Origin of the sequence: Oceanobacillus sp. FSL K6-0127 (assembly GCF_037983385.1) — a bacterium.
In the GTDB taxonomy this organism is placed as follows: Bacteria; Bacillota; Bacilli; order Bacillales; family Amphibacillaceae; genus Oceanobacillus; species Oceanobacillus profundus.
Map to the genome: position 1 here is coordinate 2,239,008 of NZ_CP150287.1, position 14,546 is coordinate 2,253,553.

The window sequence follows — 14,546 nt, forward strand, 5'->3', positions numbered from 1 at the left end:
AGGCTATTATTCAAAAATATACACCTATAAGGAGGGGATTAGTTTGGCTAAACAAACACTTTTTCTGGAGGATTTAAAAGTAGGTGATGTGTTTATCAGTGAAACGTATGAATTAAGTACAGATAAAATAAAAGCATTTGCGCACGAGTTTGATCCACAAGTTTTCCATTGTGATGAAATTCTGGCAAAAGATACTTTTTTTAAGGGTTTAGCTGCGAGTGGTTGGCACACTGCTTCGATTACGATGAGTTTATTGACAAAAAGCCTGCCTTTTGCGCATGGAGTTATTGGAGCAGGAGGAGAAATCAAATGGCCACGTCCTACTCGCTCAACTGATGTTCTACATGTGAAAAGCACCATTAAAGAAATCAAACCTTCTAAAACGAAACCGAACCAAGCTCTTTTATTTGTGGAATGTGAAACGATAAATCAACATAATGAGGTTTGTCAACATTTAGTTGCTAAACTTTTAAGTTTTCGTAGGGGAAGATGAAAGTGCACATAATGCGCTGATTATGTGCACTTTTATGTTGAAGTGAGTAAAACCTTATCTCCCGCTCAACTGCATAATCGTCATATCATCCATCGGTGGGTTATGGAGTCCTGCACGCACGTCACGGTAATAACGCTGTAATGGATTTTGTTTCGATAAGCTGCGTGCACCGACAACTCGCATTGCCAAATCAACAATATGAATCGCCTTATTTACGACAGATAATTTAACTGCACCAAGCTCAGGTCCCATCGTTTGTCGGATTGTATCTCCATTTTCATCCCATTTTCTTGCAACAGAATAAAGGAAATGCTCCGATTCTAATACTGCAAGCTCCATTTCGCCTAATTTTTGCTTAATATTTGGTAAATCAGCGATTGTTCCTGTAATACTATTAGGCGAGTAAGTTGTTGCAAACTGAACTGCATAAGCTTGTGCGGCCCGTGCTATTCCAAGATAGCATGCAGGAATATGTAATAGCCATCCAGCGGGCTTTTTTCGACCTGGTTTGATTCGTTCCACAAGGTCATCAGCATCTACATGAACGTTTTCTAAGACTAAGTCATGGCTTCCACTTCCGCGCATTGCGATTGAGTCCCATGTTTCATCAACACGCACACCTTGTTTATCACGTTTTATCAAGAAATTCCCAACTTGATCTTCACTATCAATGGAAGCACTGACTATAAAATAATCAAGAATGGGTGAGAGTGTCGTGAAGGTTTTTCTTCCATTTACAATCCAGCCACCTGTTGTTTTCGTTGCGAAGGTTTCCGGTTTGCCACCGCGCGTTGGGCTTCCGGTTGCCGGCTCAGAAGCGGCGTTATTTAATAATGCGCCATGTTTAACGACATCTCTGGCAACAGTTGCGTAGCGTCCTTCAGGCCAACGTTCATTTTCACCGAGATGCTTGACAATGCCCATATGCCAGCCGATTGAAAGTGCTGTTGAGCCGTCAGCCTGGGCAATGACTTCTTGATGCTGCAGCATTTCAGTTAGCGATATTTCCATTCCGCCAAATTGCTTTGGAACTGTTAAAGCAGGATAATCAACTGCTTTTAAGTCTTCAAAATTTTCATGAGGAAATGTCCCGTTTTCATCATGCACCTGGGCGCGAACTTTGAAAGGTTCAACTGTTTTTTTTAACAGTTCTATTCGTTCTGACATAGTATTTAATGTTGTAAGCTTCATTTGTGATCCTCCTGTACATAAAAGAATTGGTTTCTAAATCTTATAAAACAGATTGGATTAATATATCTATTATTTCATTCCTTCTTAAAAAAGTAAATTGAAGTTGTTAGTTAAGAAAATATCAATTTTGGAGTATACTCTTAGTATCCCCTAAAAATGTCGTAATGAAAGCTGACAGGTAATAGGGAAGCAGCATGTGTCTAACGGAGGTGATTGGGTTGGATCCTTTAGAGGTTATGTTAAATCTGAAGCAGGTAATACCATATTACCAACCGGTTATCAGTGCGGATACGCAATTGATTGTTGGTTATGAAGTACTTCCATTATTTAAAGAAGAAAACGGCAATCTAAAGCAGTTGGACTGGTTTTTTGATGACGGTTCAATCCCTGGAGATTTCCACTTTGAACTGAATAATGATGTTCAACAAAAGGCATTGCATACGTTTATGGAAAGTGATCAGTCAATGAATCTGACATTTTATTATAATGCTAGACTATTAATGAAAGATGATGGAGAATCATTGCTAACTCTTTTACAATCTAGTGCCCAAAAAGGACTGGATTTGCATAAAATTATCATAGAAATAAAGGAGGCTTCAATCACGGAGCAAAGCAATGATTTAAGAAAGCTCATCAAATATATGAAGACGCTTGGTATTCGGATTGCCATTGATGTTGAACAACGAAATGCTAGTTTAGAACGTTTAGTTCAATTAGAACCAAACATTGTAAAAGTAGATGCTGGATTTTTAGATGATGACCTATTACCGCAGCTATATGGCGATGTCCATCATTCGTTATCGATGCTTTCTCGTAAAATTGGAGCAGCACTCCTGTTTAAGGGAATCACTACATATAGTCAATTAAACTACGCATGGCGTCATGGTGGGCATTATTACCAGGGAAGTTATCTAAAACAGCCACAATCTAATTTTGTCGAAGCAGATTGTTCTCAAGAAAAGATTAAAACAGACTTTCAACGGTTTGTATTATTTGAACGTAAAAAAATGAAAGCCCAGCTTGAATTAACCAATTGGATTAATGAGCAATTTAAAATGATGCTGCCAACTGTAAAATCAGATGATGCTTATGATGATATTATCCTGAAAATTGGTGAGGCATGCACGAACTTTGCTTTTCGTATCTATATTTGTAATGAGGAAGGGATTCAACTGTCATCAAATGCAGAGAAAAATGCTATAGGAGAGTGGGAACTGCATTATGAAGGTAGGAATAAAAACTGGAGCTGGCGCCCGTACTTTTTCGAAAATGTGATGCGTATGAATGTCGAGAAAAAAGGGCTCTTATCTGACTTATACACAGATATTGAAAGAGATGAACGCATTAGAACCTATTCGTTCCCGATTTCAGAAACGTTGTATGTATTTTTAGATATTCCATATGCTTATTTGTATGAACAAGAAGGTTTGCTATAATTAACTGTTTGAAAGTCCAAGAATGAACCATTGTTTGTATACTATGTAAAAAATCCATTTTGCAACAGCTTAGTCAAAGTCAAAATGGATTTTTTTTAATTGGTATATTGGCCGTTTATCCTTATGGTAAAATAGAATTTCTATTTAGACTTAGATAAGATTAATAAATTTCAAGAAAATAAAAAAGCTGATAAAAAATCAGCCTAAGGTAGTATCATATGGGATGATCTTGCATTTTTTAGTGTTGCGTGATCTTTCCTCGGATTTCTCCATTCGGGTATGATTTTGAATGGATGTTGACGTATGCTTTTCCAGCATTCATTAGATCAACTAAGTCTGAGATTGATTTATCTTTGAGTGGTCCAGTAAGATCAGCGGATGTTAGGAACCCCTCTAAAATAGTTTCTTGTTCTTCAAGACTGGCAGCTTCACTGGATAAAAAAGCGACGACAGGTCCATTAATATTTCTGCGTCCGACATGAATATGTGCTTGCGTCATATTGTTAATATTATTGGCAGCAAGTCGATAGCGGATTTCATTCCCATTTCTACTCACATGAAAGAGTGTTGTACCATCAGCATATGTCCGAACTGGTGGTGACTCTTGTGAGCCTGTTAATTCTGCAATATAAAAATAGTCATTATACATCAAAATTACCCTCCATTTATAGTTATCAATAAGCTCCATCCGGATTTGTGAAACGAAGGCATTTACTAAAGGAAGCTCGCGATCCAAAGTATGAGAATTCTTAAAAGCAGGAACTTATTAAAATCCCTTCAACGAATGCCACGTTTTCTAATGTATTCTATTACCAAGAAGCAATTTTGCTTGTACGACTATCCCTATGTAAACGGTTTAGTATAATTTTGGCTAACACCTATAAGGAATAGGTGCGTTTTAAAAAGAGGAATAAAGGGAATATATGGTTCATGGCGTACCTAAAATAAATTTTAATGGGTATGGCATAATAGAGATGAAACTACATAAAAAGGAGCGAAAACATGGCGAATATTATTTTTACCTCACCTAGTAAGTATATTCAAGGGAAGAATGCATTAAAAGATATTGGACAGCATGTTAAGTCAATTGGCAAAAAGCCTTTAATCCTTTCAGATGAAACCGTTTGGAAAATAACAGGCTCCACAATAGAGGAGAGCTTGAAAGCAGATGATTTAGATTTTCATTACGTAGAATTTAATGGAGAAGCTTCATTAAATGAAGTAGAAAGAATTGTAAAAGATGGGAAGAACGAAGCAGTTGATAGCGTCATCGGAGTTGGCGGAGGAAAAACACTTGATACAGCGAAAGCAGTTGCTGATGGTCTGGCAGTGAGTGTTGTGATTGTTCCTACAACAGCATCAACTGATGCACCAACCAGTGCTTTATCTGTTATTTATAGTGATGAAGGTGTGTTCGAGTCCTATAAATTTTATGATAAAAATCCGGAGTTGGTACTCGTAGATACGAAAGTGGTTGCAGGTGCTCCACCACGACTATTTGCTTCTGGAATTGCGGATGCAATGGCAACATGGGTAGAGGCAAGAGCAACAATTAAAAGCAATGGAGATGCAATGGCAGGCGGCAAGACTAGTATTGCCGCACGAGCAATTGCTGAAGCCTGTGAAAAAACATTATTCGCTTATGGACAAGCAGCTTATAAAGCAGTGCAAAAGGGCCTGGTCACGAAGCATGTGGAAGCCGTTGTTGAAGCGAACACATTGCTATCCGGTCTTGGTTTTGAAAGTGGTGGACTAGCAGCTGCACACGCAATTCATAATGGTTTTACCGTACTCGAGGGTGATATTCACCATTTGACACATGGTGAGAAGGTAGCGTATGGAACATTAACGCAGCTCGTGTTAGAATTGCATTCACAAGATGAAATACTTAAATATATTGAATTTTATCGAGCGCTTGGATTACCTACAACATTAAAGGAAATGCATTTAGAAGAAGTATCCTACGAAGATTTGCGAAGAGTTGGAGAAGCAGCTACACAGGAGGGAGAAACAATGGGAAATCTTTCCCAGGATGTTACTCCAGATGATGTTGCTACGGCAATTCTCGCGGTGGATCAATTGAGTAAAACTAAATGAAATAAGAGAGTAAGGCGGTTACCAGCCTTACTCTCTATTACTTTCCTGAGGTTTTGAATCTGTTTCACGTTGTGGCTCGATATCCTGGTTTGGATCATTGTTTTTTTGCTTTTGCTCTAGCGAGTCATCGCTTTGTTTTTCTTTGTCTTGATTGGACATGTTATCACCTCGCTGACAAACTAGGATGTATTTCTATATAGTCCTGTAACCGTTGTAGCTCCATTTCAAACATGATTCGACCGAAACAAATTAAATTAGAATGCCGGAGTTTTTTAAGTCCTTACAAGCAGCTTCAATTTTAACGATTGAATCGGATTCAAGAGTATGCAGGTGAATTCCATTGGTTAGTGCAGATAAGTATGAAGCATCCGTGGACTGGATCTTTTTGATAAACTCGTCAGCTTCCTTTCGGTTGCTGACCCGAATCGAAGCGGTTATGTCACCATATACAGGATGTTCTACAATAACGTCTTTGATCGTTACCCCATGGTCAACAATCAAGTATAGCTCTTCTTGTGTTTGGCTAGCATCATGCTTACAGGCAATTACTTGTTGCTTTTGATTATTTGTATGCTCGTTAAGATAGAGATACCCTTGGCTTGTTGCGATAATCGGTTCGTTTTTCGCCTTTAATATCGACACATCCTGAACAATCACCTGTCTGGATACGTTGGTAAGTTTGGCGAAATCACTGCCACTTATTGGTTGATCCGATTGCTTTAGTTTTTGTATGATGAGCTGCTGTCTTTTTGCTGAAGGCATTTTTTCGTGCTGCATTTTATTGCCCTCCTTAAACATTTCTGTGACATTTAGTCCAATTACGTGTGATTTTGTAAGTAGTACTTGATAATATATTAATTCTATGTAAATATAGATGTCAAGACAGATGACTATTTATCTAGTAGCTGAACCTAGATTTGTCTCTAGAGGATTGCTAGTCTTTCTAGAAGTAAGCGTATTCTAATGTCTTTAATGTGAAAACAATCACAATCAGACTGACAACAAGTGAAGGAGTAACGATTATGAATCCAATCAAACTACGAAAAGCACTCGAAACATTTTTAATCGAAGATATTGGTGATCAAGATTTGACGAGCGATTCTATTTTCCCAAGGGAACAATTGGGAACAGGCTTGTTTATCGTGAAAGAAGCGGGAGTTCTTTCTGGACTCTCTATTATTAAGGAAACCTATCATTTACTGGATTCTGAAGTGGAGGTGGAGCTGCATTTTAATGATGGTGATAAAATTGAAAAACAAACGGTGATTGCAAAAGTTTATGGATCTGTCCGTTCCATACTTTCTGGAGAGCGTGTAATCTTAAATCTTTTGCAGCGTATGAGTGGAATTGCGACGATGACGAACCACTGTGCAGAAGCCTTAAACGATCCATCGATCAGTATTTGTGACACAAGAAAAACAATGCCAGGTCTAAGAATGTTTGATAAATATGCAGTTACTTCTGGCGGAGGGAAGAATCATCGAAATGGATTATATGACGGTGTGATGATTAAAGATAATCATATTTCCTATTGTGGATCAATTACACAAGCGGTTGAAAAAGCACGTGCTGCACTTGGTCATATGATAAAGATTGAAGTGGAAACAGAGAATAAAAGCGAGGTATTGGAAGCCGTAGATGCAGAAGCAGATGTTATCATGTTCGATAATCGCAGTCCAGAGGAAGTAAAAGAATTTGTCGATCTTGTACCCGCTTCTATCGTAACCGAAGCATCTGGTGGAATTACGCTTGCTAATCTAGCAACGTATGCAAATACTGGGGTGCAATACATATCATTAGGTGCATTAACACATTCTGTTCAAGCATTGGATATTAGCTTGCAGGTGAATGAAGGAAGTAAAAAATAAAGCCAGCAACAGGAGGCCGTTTGATGAACAAAACCATCGTTATTGCAATTATTTTTGGGTTTGTTTTCCTAACTGCATGTGAAAAAGATAACGAACAAGAAGCAAAAGGGGCGGTTCAATCGGAAGCGACTTTTCACACAACGATTGTTGGTGGAAGGGTTGGTGGTGCTTGGTCTGTTTTTGCTGAAGGAATCGCAGAATCAATTCGCAGGGAACATGAAGGAGCTATTATTACGGTGGAACCAGGTGGAATCGTGGAAAACCCACTAACTGTCGCTACGGGAACTGTTCCGTATGGGTTATCCTATGCGATGACTTCCTACGCAGCATATAGTGGTGATGAGCCATATGATCAGCCCTATGAAGATATTCGATCTGTAAGTGTTGTGATCCCGGCAAATTACTATCAATTTATAGTTGCTGCGGACGTTTACTATGATTCCTTTGAAGAGATGATTAAGCAAAAAGCTCCAATTCGATTGGCAGTCGATCAAAAGGGAGCAGCGGGTGAAATTATTACCCGCAACATTTTAGAAGCATATGGAATCTCCTATGGTGACATTATTTCTTGGGGAGGATCGATTGATTATTTATCTGGATCGAAAACATTTGAAATGATGGCCGATAATCGGATTGACGCTAGTGGAGATGCGGTGTCAGCGCCTTCAAGCGATATTATCGAAGCGTCAACATTGATGCGTCTGAAAATGCTTGAATTAAATGGAAAGGTGATCGAGCGTGTATCTGAAAAGCTTGGAATGGATGCAGGAACGATTAATGCTACTGCATATCCCTTTTTAGAGGAAGACGTAGCGACCGTTAGCACCCCGGCAATACTTATTGCGCATAAAGATGTTCCGGAAGAAGATGTCTATCAGATGACAAAGGCGATCTATGAAAACTTTGACTATCTTAGAACGGTACACAAGGAATTTAATAGTCTATCAGAAGATAACATGATGAAAGTTGGTAATGTGCCACTGCATCCAGGTGCGGAAAAATTTTTCCGAGAGAAAGGAATGCTTCCATAATATTATTTTGTGTTCTATTGAGGGCGCGCCAGATTGCTTGCTTTAGAAAAGATTACTAGGTTTTGCTTTTTCTCGAAAGGAGTCATTGCGTTGTGAACAGGAAAGCAGTATTAACCAGATGGCTGGTGGAAGGATACAAGCGTAATCTATCCAGCCTCCCAATGAAGCTTTTTATATTTTTTGCATTTGGATTGTCTGTTTACCAAATTTGGTCTGTAATTTTTGGGAATCTTGATCCACTTAATCAAATGGCAATCCATTTAGCATTTATTCTTGCACTTACATTTTTACTTTATGGCTATTCAAAAAAGGAAGCAGTTCGAAGTCATAAGCCTAGCTTGATTGACTATTCCTTTGTTGTGTTGGCAATCAGTGCGGGTATCTATTTCACGTTCCATGCTGAGCGGATTGCAGTTCGAATACCAATTATGAATCCATTAACAGGTTGGGATCTCTTTTTCGGACTTGTGTTTATTGTTTTAACGATTGAGGCAACACGACGTACGATTGGTTTTCCAATTATTGTTCTTGTGTTTATTGGGTTTGCTTATACATTGTGGGGCCATCATTTCGATGGGCTATTTGGTCATCGGGAAATGTCTGCGGTTGAGTTTATTGAAAAGCTCACCTACGGCTTTAATGGACTTTGGGGATCGCCAATTTCTGTAGCGGCTTCATTTGTGTTTATGTTTATGTTGTTTGGTGCGTTCTTGCAAAAATCAGGTGCCGGGGAGTTTTTCTTTCGGATTTCAACAGCTATTGCAGGAAGAACGCGAGGAGGATCTGCAAAGGTAGCAGTTCTTGCTAGTGCATTTTTCGGCTCTATCTCTGGCAGCCCAACAGCAAATGTTGTGACTACGGGTAACTTTACGATTCCGGTTAGTAAAAAATCAGGCTATACACCAGCGGTTGCAGCAGCAGTGGAGGCTGCTGCCTCTACAGGGGGAAGCATTTTGCCTCCGATTATGGGATCATCGGCGTTTTTAATGGCCGCAGTGACACAAATGTCATATGGGTCCATTGTAATTGCAGCATTGATTCCTGGCGTTCTATATTATGTTTCTTTATTTGTGATGGTTCATTTTGAGGCCATGCGCCTTGATTTACCAAGACCTGCCAAGGAAGATATTCCGAAAGTCAGCGAAGTGCTTAAAGAAGGCTGGTTTTATTTTATTCCATTAATTGTACTAGTTGTTCTCTTAGTGCAAGGTTACAGTGCTTCACGTACAGGATTCTATGGCCTCCTTGCAGTAATCATTGTTAGCTGGTTTCGCAAAGAGACACGAATGGGCGTGCGAAAGACTTATGAGGCATTAGTGGATGGCGCAAGGTCCTCAATTCCTGTAACAACAGCCTGTGCCGCCGCAGGTCTTATTATTGCTGGTATTATGACAACTGGTCTTGGTGGAAAGGTAACGAGTATTGTGCTTGGATTAACAGAAGGGATGTTGTTTCCGACATTAATTCTTGTGATGCTGATTTGTATCGTATTAGGGATGGGAATGCCGGTTGCTGCTGCATACATCCTAACAGCGATGCTTGCAGGTCCAGCCTTAATCGAATTAGGGGTGTCAGTGATAGCTGCACATCTCTTCATTGTGTACTTTTCAATTTTTTCAGCAATTACCCCACCTGTTGCTGTTGCCGCATATGCCGCAGCGGGAATTGCCGAGGCAAACCCGAACCGCGTAGGACTAGAGGCTGTCAAACTAGGTATTGTCGGTTTTGTTGTCCCATTCATGTTTGTCTTAGAACCCGCCCTCTTAATGGACGGAAGTTTTGTAGAAGTATTACTGGCACTCTTGACTGCTGTTATTGGTGTCACGGCTCTAGCAGGAGGGGTGATTGGCTGGTTAAAAACACGGACGAATGTTTTGGAGCGGATTCTATTAGTTGTGAGCGGTGCGCTATCTATGTATGCTAATCTATGGACGAGCACACTTGGTATCGTAATTATTATTTTAGTCTATGTTTCACAGAATAAAAGAAAAGAAGAAATGCCTGTTAGAGCTACTGAACTTCGATCTTAGTCAGCTTTATCGAATGAGGTGTTATCAAGGTAATATTGTAGCTTGATAATGCCTCGTTTTGTATGTTATGAAGTAGGAGAACGAGAGCTGCCAAGACTTCAGGTAGTTCAAGAACACTGAATCAACCTACGCGCAAGCCTTTACTTCTAACCCCCTATCATATAAAATTTATAGTAAAATAAAAATATAGAATTGAATTTATTTTTACATATTTTAAAAAATGTGCATTTAACAATACAGCATGAGGATTTAGCTCTCGAATAATGATCCTCTACCTTAAAAAAACGAGGGTGAGCCGATGAACATTACCTATCTACTATTTTTTCTCTGTATTGTCGTTAGTACCTTAATTATTACCTATTGGGCGGCAAGGCAAAGTAAAACAACCAACCAGTTCTATATTGCTGCTGGTAGTTTAACAGGTACACAAAATGGGATGGCAATTGCAGGGGATTATATAAGTGCAGCTTCCTTTCTAGGAATTGTTGGTACCATTGCGATTAATGGCTTTGATGGTTTCTTGTATGCGATTGGATTTTTAGTTTCATATTTAATTGTATTGTTCTTTATTGCTGAGCCAGTACACCGCTTGGGCAAATATTCACTAGGAGATGTGATTTGCGCACGCTTTCCGAGTTATAAAATGCGTGGAGTGATGGCTGTTGGTGCATTAATCATTTCGGTTCTCTATATGATTCCTCAATTAGTTGCTGCAGGATTGTTGATTCGTTTATTGTTAAATATTAATTATTCAACTTCTGTGTTAATTATAGGATTATTAATGACTATTTATGTTGTTTTTGGTGGAATGTTTGCTACATCATGGGTCCAAATCATTAAAACAGTATTACTTTTATCTGGTACATTTCTACTCGCACTCATTGTTTTTTCTCGGTTTAATTGGAGTATTTCAGCCCTCTTAGAACAAGTTGCACTCGGTTCTCCATTAGGTGATCAATTTTCGTTACCAGGTCATTTATTTAATAACCCGATTGAAACAATTTCGCTTCATCTTGCCTTAATTCTTGGTACTGCCGGCTTGCCACATATTTTAATTCGATTATTTACCGTCCGTAATACGGTAGAAGTGCGCAAATCTCTCTTAACTGCGAGCTGGATTATTGGTGTATTTTATTTGATTGCGCTTGTTTTAGGGCTGGGTGCGGTTGCACTAGTTGGGTTTGAGGAATTGGTTTTGCTTGATCCATCCGGAAATTTAGCTGCACCATTATTAGCGGAGAACTTGGGTGGCGACTTTCTAATGGCATTTATCGCTGCGATTGCCTTTACAACAATTGTAGCGGTTGTAGCTGGTTTAGTCATTTCGGCTACGACTGCTTTCTCGCATGATATTTATTTTCATATCCTTAAAAAAGGTAATACAACAGAGAAGAAACGCTTACGTGCTGCGCGCTGGACCGCTTTTTTTATTGGCCTTCTATCAACGTTATGTGCACTTGGGTTAAGGAATATGAATGTAACGTTTCTTGTTTCGCTAACATTTATTGTTGCAGCATCTAGTAATCTGCCAGTACTATTATTAACCATCTATTGGAAACGGTTTAATCAAACTGGAGCAATTACTGGAATGGTCTGTGGCTTAACAGCATCTTTATTGCTGCTATTAGTCGGACCACACGTGATGAATTTAGATGGAGGTTGGATTGCAAGAGATGCCTTCATACCACTCTATAACCCAGGAATAATTGCAATACCAATTGGATTTTTAGGGGCGTATTTTGGAGCGAAAATATCTCGTAAAGGACAAGAAGATACGGTTCCATTCCATGCTTTCTATCTAAAATCACAAACAGGGATTGATGCAAGGAGAGATCGTCCGTGATGTATTTGACAATCGTTTTATTCGAACGTTTAGGTTTATTATTGATTATTGCCTTTGTCCTTACAAGAAGCCCTGGATTTAGGTCACTGCTTTATCGTGAATTTAGTTTTAAAATGGCAGTTATTCATGCGTGTGTGTTTGGTTTGTTTGGAATTGCAGGGACACTAACCGGAGTCGTTATCGGGAGTGACTTTACGGTAGTCCAAGCATTTGTTTGGGATGTAAGGGATAATCAAATGGTTGTTAGTTCTAGTTTAGTTGCTATTGTAATTGCGGGGTTATTAGGAGGACCAATCGTTGGTCTTGGAGCTGGGATTATTACTGGTACGCATTTGTTTTTTTTAGGGGGGATAGGATTTTTAGCGAATAGCCTCGTGAATCCCTTAACAGGAATAATGGCAGGATTTACGGCGCGATTTTTTTCACAAGAACGAGTTATCTCACCAATAAAAGCACTATTTATTGGGATTTTCCCACCCATTTTACTTATGCATTTATTACTTATTTTTGATTCGCAGGATAGGGAAATGATTGCCATGATTAATACGATCGGATTACCAGTTGTATTATCGAATAGTATTGCCATTGCAATTTTTACAGCAATGATTGCCATTGTAATGCGAGAGCAGGAAAATGAAGCAGCATTTGCAACAAAGCAAGCATTGACGATAGCAGAAGAAGCACTACCTTTTTTAAAGGAAGATTCCTTTCAAAAAAAAGCTGAAGGGATTGCGGGTCTTCTCTATGCCCGTTTAAAATTAGCAGCGGTTACGGTTACAAATGAAAAAGAAGTAATGGCACATAAAGGGATAGGGAGTGACCATCACAAGAAAGGTAACCAGTTAACGACAAAACTATCACACCGGGCAGTGGAAACCCAGGGGATGCTTGTTGCTTATTCACAGTCGGAAATTCAATGTTCCAATAAAAATTGCCCATTAGAAGCTGTCATTATTATTCCAATATTAGAAGCAAGTAAAACAATTGGACTGATAAAATTATACTTTCTTAAAGCACAGCATATTCGTCCGGTTGAGCTCATGCTAGCAGAGGGTCTCGGACAATTGATCGAAAATCAATTAAAAACAATCAAAGCGGAAAGGATTGAATTACATACGCGCGATGCAGAGCTGAGTAGTTTACAAGCGCAAATCAATCCGCATTTTTTATTTAATACCCTGCATATGATTGCAGCATTATTTCGTAAAGACCCTGAAAAAGCAAGACATATCACCGTTCAATTAGCGCACTTTATGCGGTTCAATTTGAAGCTTGTCTCCACACATCTCGTGTCACTTACAAAGGAAGCGGAACATGTCAAAGCATATATTGCGATTATTCAAGCCCGATTTACGAGTCGCTTGCAAATTAAATTTACACAGCCAGAAGGAATTTCCCATCTGCTTATTCCACCGTCATCAATCCAGCCACTTGTTGAAAATAGTGTCGGGCATGGACTGGAGCACGTTACAGAAGGAGGAAGAATTGAGGTAACGATGGAACGAAAAGGTGATCGAATGAAAATAAGTGTTCGAGATAACGGGCGAGGGTTTTCTGAAGAAATTCTATCTCAGGTTGGAAATGTTGTGCTGACGGAAAACCAGCATGGCGGGACCGGTTTATATAATGTGAATCAGCGCTTAATAAATCTGCTTGGTGAGGAAGCACGCTTACATGTTCGGAATTTACCTGTGAGTGGTAGTGAGGTTTATTTTACGATCCCATATAAAGAAAGGTAGGTTTTATATGAAAATTCACACGATAATTGCGGAGGATGAACAACTGGCACGTGAAGAATTAATCTATTTATTAGAAAAAGAACAAGATGTAAAGCTGTTGCCAAGTGCGGAAACTGGGGAACAATTAGTAGAGCTATACCTTGAACATGAACCAGATGTTATCTTTCTTGATGTCCATATGCCAGGTATGCGTGGTGTAGAAGCAGCGAAGAAAATAACAGAGCTTGCTTACATGAAAGTCCCATTATTTGTTTTTACCACTGCGTATGATGAATATGCAGTAGAAGCCTTCGAAATAGAAGCGATTGATTATATGCTGAAGCCATATGATACAGAACGGTTTCAAACAGCAATGAATCGTATCCGCAAACGAATGCAGCAAGCAGAGAGAAATGGCCAGGATTTATCAATTCAAGGCAGGACTCAGGCGACGAAATTATTGATAGATGATAACGATCGAACGGTTGTTTTGTCTCCGGATGCAATTTATTATGCCGTTCCATTCAAGCGGATGTTAGAGATACATACAGAGGATAAGATAATTCACAGCAGGATGACATTACAAGAGCTGGAAAAGAAGCTTCAGGGCTATGCTTTTTTTCGGACCCATCGCAGTTACCTTGTCAATTTGAATCATGTCCAGGAGATTACACCTTGGTTCAACGGAACAAGTAATGTCACATTAAAAGATAAAAAACAAACAACAATTCCCGTTAGTCGGGCTGCGAGGAAACATCTTTTTGATCTATTTGGAAATTAACCATTAATAACACTATTAAAACAATTCAATCGTAAATTTAAACCATTGAAGCGGATTT

Annotated in this window: 13 protein-coding genes; 9 read left to right on the forward strand and 4 right to left on the reverse strand. The window is 39.2% G+C overall.

Features of this window, described 5'->3' with window-relative positions; translation table 11 throughout:
• Positions 1 to 43 precede the first annotated feature (43 nt).
• A complete protein-coding gene (locus MHH64_RS11250; protein ID WP_095307586.1) occupies positions 44 to 493 on the forward strand; it encodes a MaoC/PaaZ C-terminal domain-containing protein in 450 nt (149 codons plus the stop codon).
• Between the two features lie 54 nt (positions 494 to 547).
• Here the strand turns inward: MHH64_RS11250 and MHH64_RS11255 are convergent, their stop codons facing one another.
• On the reverse strand, positions 548 to 1,684 hold the full coding sequence (locus tag MHH64_RS11255) for an acyl-CoA dehydrogenase family protein (RefSeq protein ID WP_303450850.1): 1,137 nt from the start codon (positions 1,682 to 1,684) through the stop codon (positions 548 to 550).
• Between the two features lie 209 nt (positions 1,685 to 1,893).
• Here MHH64_RS11255 and MHH64_RS11260 point away from each other — a divergent pair, with 209 nt between their 5' ends.
• Entirely contained in the window at positions 1,894 to 3,120 is a 1,227-nt protein-coding gene (locus MHH64_RS11260) for an EAL-associated domain-containing protein (protein ID WP_340003274.1), read from the forward strand.
• A gap of 238 nt (positions 3,121 to 3,358) precedes the next feature.
• Here MHH64_RS11260 and MHH64_RS11265 read toward each other — a convergent pair whose 3' ends face one another.
• Entirely contained in the window at positions 3,359 to 3,769 is a 411-nt protein-coding gene (locus MHH64_RS11265) for a CHRD domain-containing protein (protein WP_158586311.1), read from the reverse strand.
• 353 nt (positions 3,770 to 4,122) lie between these two features.
• Between MHH64_RS11265 and MHH64_RS11270 the strand changes: the two genes are divergently transcribed.
• Positions 4,123 to 5,217 (forward strand): glycerol dehydrogenase, encoded by a 1,095-nt coding sequence (locus MHH64_RS11270; RefSeq protein WP_251659936.1) that lies wholly within the window; start codon positions 4,123 to 4,125, stop codon positions 5,215 to 5,217.
• A 27-nt stretch (positions 5,218 to 5,244) separates the two neighbouring features.
• Here the strand turns inward: MHH64_RS11270 and MHH64_RS11275 are convergent, their stop codons facing one another.
• Positions 5,245 to 5,376, reverse strand: coding sequence for a hypothetical protein (locus tag MHH64_RS11275; protein ID WP_262366407.1), 132 nt, complete (start codon positions 5,374 to 5,376; stop codon positions 5,245 to 5,247).
• A gap of 90 nt (positions 5,377 to 5,466) precedes the next feature.
• Complete coding sequence (locus MHH64_RS11280) at positions 5,467 to 5,994, reverse strand: transcription repressor NadR (protein ID WP_340001776.1); 528 nt, start codon at positions 5,992 to 5,994, stop codon at positions 5,467 to 5,469.
• A 245-nt stretch (positions 5,995 to 6,239) separates the two neighbouring features.
• Between MHH64_RS11280 and nadC the strand changes: the two genes are divergently transcribed.
• The 6 genes from nadC (at position 6,240) to MHH64_RS11310 (ending at position 14,488) form a co-directional block, all read left to right on the forward strand.
• Positions 6,240 to 7,085, forward strand: a complete 846-nt coding sequence (nadC, locus tag MHH64_RS11285) for a carboxylating nicotinate-nucleotide diphosphorylase (RefSeq protein WP_251660028.1) — start codon at positions 6,240 to 6,242, stop codon at positions 7,083 to 7,085.
• A gap of 23 nt (positions 7,086 to 7,108) precedes the next feature.
• The gene (locus MHH64_RS11290; RefSeq protein WP_095307573.1) at positions 7,109 to 8,116 is read left to right on the forward strand and encodes a TAXI family TRAP transporter solute-binding subunit; all 1,008 of its coding nucleotides are present in this window, start codon (positions 7,109 to 7,111) and stop codon (positions 8,114 to 8,116) included.
• A gap of 92 nt (positions 8,117 to 8,208) precedes the next feature.
• A complete protein-coding gene (locus MHH64_RS11295) occupies positions 8,209 to 10,146 on the forward strand; it encodes a TRAP transporter permease (RefSeq protein ID WP_340001777.1) in 1,938 nt (645 codons plus the stop codon).
• A gap of 298 nt (positions 10,147 to 10,444) precedes the next feature.
• Entirely contained in the window at positions 10,445 to 11,989 is a 1,545-nt protein-coding gene (locus MHH64_RS11300) for a cation acetate symporter (protein ID WP_251659940.1), read from the forward strand.
• Entirely contained in the window at positions 11,989 to 13,728 is a 1,740-nt protein-coding gene (locus tag MHH64_RS11305) for a LytS/YhcK type 5TM receptor domain-containing protein (RefSeq protein ID WP_251660030.1), read from the forward strand. Before MHH64_RS11300 ends, MHH64_RS11305 begins: the two co-directional genes overlap by 1 nt.
• Positions 13,729 to 13,735: 7 nt before the next feature.
• On the forward strand, positions 13,736 to 14,488 hold the full coding sequence (locus MHH64_RS11310; RefSeq protein ID WP_095307564.1) for a LytTR family DNA-binding domain-containing protein: 753 nt from the start codon (positions 13,736 to 13,738) through the stop codon (positions 14,486 to 14,488).
• Positions 14,489 to 14,546 lie beyond the last annotated feature (58 nt).